The organism is Streptomyces sp. NPDC054840 (assembly GCF_053611065.1).
This window is the reverse complement of sequence record NZ_JBSGZP010000550.1, coordinates 1-5,127: the sequence shown is the minus strand read 5'-3', so window position 1 is coordinate 5,127 and position 5,127 is coordinate 1. Positions and strand designations below refer to the sequence as shown.

Annotated in this window: 4 protein-coding genes and 1 pseudogene; 1 reads left to right on the top strand and 4 read right to left on the bottom strand. The window is 72.5% G+C overall.

Going from position 1 to position 5,127, the window contains the following annotated elements; genetic code table 11:
- Nucleotides 1-537, bottom strand: a pseudogene (locus tag ACWGIU_RS29320) (DUF1684 domain-containing protein); the annotation flags it as partial.
- A gap of 77 nt (nt 538-614) precedes the next feature.
- The gene (locus tag ACWGIU_RS29315; protein WP_453710789.1) at nt 615-1,910 is read right to left on the bottom strand and encodes a DUF5685 family protein; all 1,296 of its coding nucleotides are present in this window, start codon (nt 1,908-1,910) and stop codon (nt 615-617) included.
- Between the two features lie 286 nt (nt 1,911-2,196).
- On the opposite strand from ACWGIU_RS29315, the gene ACWGIU_RS29310 reads away from it, so the two are divergent.
- Complete coding sequence (locus ACWGIU_RS29310; protein WP_052875748.1) at nt 2,197-2,646, top strand: cell division protein SepF; 450 nt, start codon at nt 2,197-2,199, stop codon at nt 2,644-2,646.
- 9 nt (nt 2,647-2,655) lie between these two features.
- Here the strand turns inward: ACWGIU_RS29310 and ACWGIU_RS29305 are convergent, their stop codons facing one another.
- The gene (locus ACWGIU_RS29305) at nt 2,656-3,828 is read right to left on the bottom strand and encodes an acyl-CoA dehydrogenase family protein (RefSeq protein ID WP_453710787.1); all 1,173 of its coding nucleotides are present in this window, start codon (nt 3,826-3,828) and stop codon (nt 2,656-2,658) included.
- 201 nt (nt 3,829-4,029) lie between these two features.
- A partial coding sequence (locus ACWGIU_RS29300; RefSeq protein ID WP_453710785.1) for an MFS transporter occupies nt 4,030-5,127 on the bottom strand: 1,098 nt, incomplete at its 5' end.

The window sequence follows — 5,127 nt, the reverse complement described above, 5'->3', positions numbered from 1 at the left end:
CCCTCCGGTGGCATCGCCGAAGACGGCCCGGAGGGCGCCGTCGTCAGGGCGCCGACGGCGCCGAGGCCGAGCCCGCGCGCCCGCCCGTCGGCGTTCTCCACCTGGACGCTCCGGTCCTCGGCGTACGGCCGGAACCGCCCCGGCCGTACGAAGGCGGGGTCGTGGAGGACGCCCCACTCCCCCTCGCGGCCACGCCCCTCGCTCCACTCCCCCCTTGCGCCGGATCACGACGATCCGGCGCTCCCCGGCGGAGAGCCGCGCGGGCTCGGGCGGAGCCTCGTCGGCGTCGAGGAGCAGCTCCCCGGTGAGGGGCTCGCCGTCGAGCCGGCGGGAGTCCTCGGGGGTGGCGGTCAGCACCGCACCGGCCTCGGCGGCGCGCCAGTGTCCCGGAACGGCCGGAATTCGACCTTCCGGGTAGTCGGCGAGCCGGCGGGTTCCGGTCAGGGCGAGGAGGCCGTAGGGCGCGGACACGGCCGCCACCCTGCGGTCGTGCGCTTCCCGCCACGCGGCGTCCGGGTCGTCTGCGTCGTCGCTCATCCCGCTCACCCCTTCCACACGGGTCCGGACGGGAATCCCCGCGTACGCCGTCCGGGCCTGTGGAATCTGAAAGGGCCTCAGCAGCCGTCACAAGGACAGCAGCAGCAGTCGCCGCATCCGCAGTTGCTGCAGCAGTCGCAGCCTTCGCAGCAGTCACCGGCGTCGCACAGCGGTTCGCGCCGCTCCCGCGACCACGGGCCCTCGTACTCGGTGCAGCACATCTGGCAGGTGCAGAACAGTCCGAGGGCCACCGCGCAGCCCGCGAGCAGACCGCGGCGCGGCCGCCGCGGGGGCAGGCCCCCGCCACCGCCGCCCCCGCCGGGTCCCATGGGCGGCGTCATACCGGGACCGCCCGGAGTCTGGGGAGCGTTCGGTGCGTAAGGGCTCCCGCCGTACGGATTCCCGCCGTACGGATTCCCGCCGTACGGATTCGCTCCGTACGGGCTGGCCGGCGATGGTCCGCCCGCGTACGGGTTGCCGCCCTGTCCGGCGGAGGCCGTCGCCGTGTGGCCGCAGCCGCTGGTGCCGAAGGCCCGGTCCACCGAGGTGCGCAGCTCGTGCACGAGCAGCCGGTGGGCGAGCCCCGAGTCCGTGAATTCGACCTCGCGCAGCGCCAGCCTGATGCCGTGCAGGGCGTCTTCGCAGAGCCTGCGGGCCTCGGTGAGCGATGTCCCGGTGGCGGTGAGCGGGTTCCAGGCGCCCGCGACGGCGTCGGCGCCCTGGTCCTCCACCGCGTCCAGCAGGTGCGCGAGCCGGCCGAAGTACCGGCCCGCCTCCGCCAGCGCGGGGGCGTTGCCCGGCCGTCCGGCAAGCTGCGCGGTATGCGCGAAGGCGGCAGCCGTCGCGGTTTCCGTCGGCTCGGTCACCACGAGTACGGGGGTGCCGAGGCCCGCGAGCGTCTCGATGCCGGCCTGCCGGTCCACGGCGTCGACGAGCACGGCGGTGTCGAAGCCGAGCGAGGCTCCGGTGCGGGCTCCGGCCCGGTCCCAGCCGCGGGCCACCTTGCGCGCGGCGGCGGCGATGGGGGCGCGGGCCAACAGCCCGTCCCGGTCGGCCACGTGGTCGCGCACCTTCGCGGAGGCGAGCACGAGCGAGACGGCGGCGGCGAGCCGCGCGCCCTCGCCCTGGGCCACGGAGGCGGTGCGCATGCCGCGCAGCGGGCACGGGCCCGCGGTGCGCCGGGCCTCGGGCGCGGTGCCCGACTGAGCCTCCGTCAGAACGGAGACGAGCAGCCCGTCATAGTTCGTGACGATCCGGGCGAACTGTCCGTGATCTCCCCGAAGTGCCAGGCAGAGCCCGCACAGATGGGCCATCCACTCCGCCTTGAACCGCTCTCCCAACCGGTGCGTGCAAGGTCTCACTATGCCGAACAAGCTGCTTCCCCCGTGCCGTCGTACGCGTGCTTGCCGGGCATCGTATCGACCCGCGCGTTTCACCCGTACGTCCGCGTCGCTCACCCGTACGGCGGTGGCGGTCGTATTTTCACTCAGTCAGCAGCGGTAGCCATCAGGATCCTTGACCGTGCAACGGATGTTCTGCACCAGTACCGTCACGAAACCCCTGCGCGGCGACTATCCACTTGGCGCGTTGTCAGCATCATGGACGAGCATAGGGGCAGCGGAGAGAAGACAGACTGACCGCGGTGAAAGGAGGCAGTCCATGGGTTCGGTGCGCAAGGCGAGTGCCTGGCTGGGTCTCGTGGAGGACAGCGACGACGAGCGCTACTACGACGACGACTACGCGGAGGCCGCCCAGGGTTCGGTGGCCGGCCCCGGCGAGCAGTGGGTCACCGACCCCCGGGTCCGGGTGGCCTCCGAGTCGGCCGTGGAGCACGGCCGTCGCATCGCGACGGTCACCCCGGACGGTTTCCGTGACGCGCGGGGCATCGGCGAGCTGTTCCGCGACGGGGTCCCTGTGATCGTCAACCTGTCGTCGATGGACCCCGGCGACGCGAAGCGCGTCGTCGACTTCGCGGCCGGACTGACCTTCGGGCTGCGGGGTTCGATCGAGCGGGTGGCGACCAGGGTCTTCCTCCTGACCCCGGCCGACACCCAGATCGTCAGCGGCGAAGCGGGCGGCCGCTCCCGCGACTTCTTCAACCAGAGCTGAGCAGGGCTCTCACCGGAAAGCGTCCAGGCCGGTGAGCGCCTTGCCCAGCACCAGCTGGTGCATCTCGACCGTGCCCTCGTAGGTGAGGACCGATTCGAGGTTGGTGGCGTGCCGCATGACGGGGTATTCGAGGGAGATTCCGTTGGCGCCGAGGATGGTCCGCGCGGTGCGGCAGATCTCGATGGCCTCGCGGACGTTGTTGAGCTTGCCGAAGCTGATCTGCTCCGGCCGCAGGGTGCCCGCGTCCATCCGCCGCCCCAGGTGGTGGGCGAGCAGGATGCCCTTGTGGAGTTCCAGGGCCATGTCCGCCAGTTTGGCCTGGGTGAGCTGGAAACCGCCGATCGGCTTCCCGAACTGCTCCCGCGTCCTCGCGTAGTCGAGCGCGGACTCGAAACTGGCCCGCGCCGCGCCCATGGATCCCCAGATGATCCCGTACCGCGCGTGGCTGAGGCAGCCGAGCGGCCCCTTGAGCCCGGTGACCAGCGGCAGCACCGCGTCGGCGGGCAGCCGTACGTCGTCCATCACCAGCTCGCTCGTCACGCTGGCGCGCAGTGACCACTTGTGCTTGATCTCCGGCGCGGAGAACCCGGAGGTGTCGGTGGGCACCGCGAAACCGCGGATCCCCTCGTCGGTCTGGGCCCACACCACGGCGACCGCCGCGACGGAACCGTTGGTGATCCACATCTTGCGGCCGTTCAGCACCCAGTCGGTGCCGTCGCGCTTGGCGTAGGTCCGCATCGCCGCGGGGTCCGATCCCACATCCGGCTCGGTCAGCCCGAAGCAGCCGATCAGCTCGCCGGCGGCCATGCCCGGCAGCCAGCGTTGCTTCTGCTCCTCGGAGCCGTACTTCCAGATCGCGTACATGGCGAGCGAGCCCTGCACCGACACGAGCGAGCGGATCCCGGAGTCGGCGGCCTCCAGCTCCAGGCAGGCGAGCCCGTACTGCACGGCGCTGGCGCCGGCGCATCCGTAGCCCTGGAGGGACATGCCGAGCGCCCCGATGCCGCCGAGCTCCCGGGCCAGCTCGCGGATCGCGGGCAACTCGCCGCTCTCGTACCACTGGGCGATGTTCGGCAGCACCCGGTCGGCGGCCCAGGCACGGACGGTGTCCCGGACGGCGAGGTCCTCGGGCCCGAGGAGCTCGTCGAGCCCGAGCGGATCATGGGGCAGGAACGCGGACACTGGGCCTCCCGGCGGCCTGAGACAGAACCTGGTGCTGTGACAGCGCACGTTGTGCGCTCGCCCGAAGCTATGCGCCACGGCCGGGCAAATCCAGCCCCACCCTTCCAGCCCGCCGCACCGTTGCGGCCCCGCCCAGGTGTGGGGCGCGGGGTCCGGGCCGAGCCGCGGCCACGGCGCCGCACCCGCGGGCCGGCCGGACGGTCAGCCCGCCTGCTCGACCGGGGTCGGCCGTGACTCACTCTTCGCCTGCGCGGGCAGCCGCACGACGGCCGGCTCCGCGTCCTCGCCCACGGCCGCCCCGCACTCCATCGCCCGCGGCAACTTCAGCGCCATCACCGCCCCCGCCACCAACAATCCCGCACTCACCAGCAACGTCATGTGCAGACCGTGCACGAACGACTGCCGCGCCGCCGCGTACAGCGACGCCCCCGCCGGCCCCCCGAGGTGCGCGGCGATCTGGTACGCCTCGCCCAGAGAATTCGCCGCGCCCGCCGAATCCGCCGCCGACACCCCCGGTACGCGCACGAGCCCCGGCCGGTACGCCGCGTTCATCACGCTGCCCAGCAGCGCGATGCCCATGCCCGCGCCCAGCTGGTACGAGGTCTCGCCGATCGAGGCCGCACCGCCCGCGGTGGCCGCCGGGGCCTCGCTCAGCATCGACTCGTACGCGGCGAACAGCGTGGTCTGCAGCCCGAAGCCGAGCAGGATGAAGCCGATGGTCAGCAGCAGCGGCCGGTCCTGCTGACCCATGAGCGTCAGCAGCAGCACGGCGAAGGCGGTCAGGACGAAGCCGACCGACACCATCGTGCGCGGCCCGACCCGGCCCAGGGTGTACGAGCCGGTGGCGCCCGCGGCCATGGCCGCGAAGGTCAGCGGCAGCAGCCGCAGACCGGTCTCCAGCGGACTGAGGTGCAGTACCAGCTGCAGATACTGGACGGCGATCAGTTCGAGGCCGACCAGGGCCAGCATGGCCAGGACGATGCACGCGACCGACGTGGAGAAGGCGGGCCGCGAGAACATCCGCATGTCGATCAGCGGGTGCTCGCGCCGCTTCTGCCGCCGTACGAACAGCACCAGCAGCACCACACCGACGAGCAGCGGGACCAGCGCCTCCACGTCGAGGAGCCGGCGTTCGGCGCCCAGCCGCTTGACCCCGAGCACCGCGCCGAGCACACCGGCGGCGGCCATCAGCGCGCCGAGCACGTCCCAGGGCCCGTCGGCGGAGCCGCGCGATTCCGGCAGCAGCCAACGGCCGAGCGGCAGGATCAGTGCCATCAGCGGGATGTTGATGAGGAAGAC

Excerpts from the sequence above, each read along its gene's own strand:
- ACWGIU_RS29310 (WP_052875748.1), top strand. The coding sequence starts at position 2,197 with ATGGGTTCGGTGCGCAAGGCGAGTGCCTGGCTGGGTCTCGTGGAGGAC.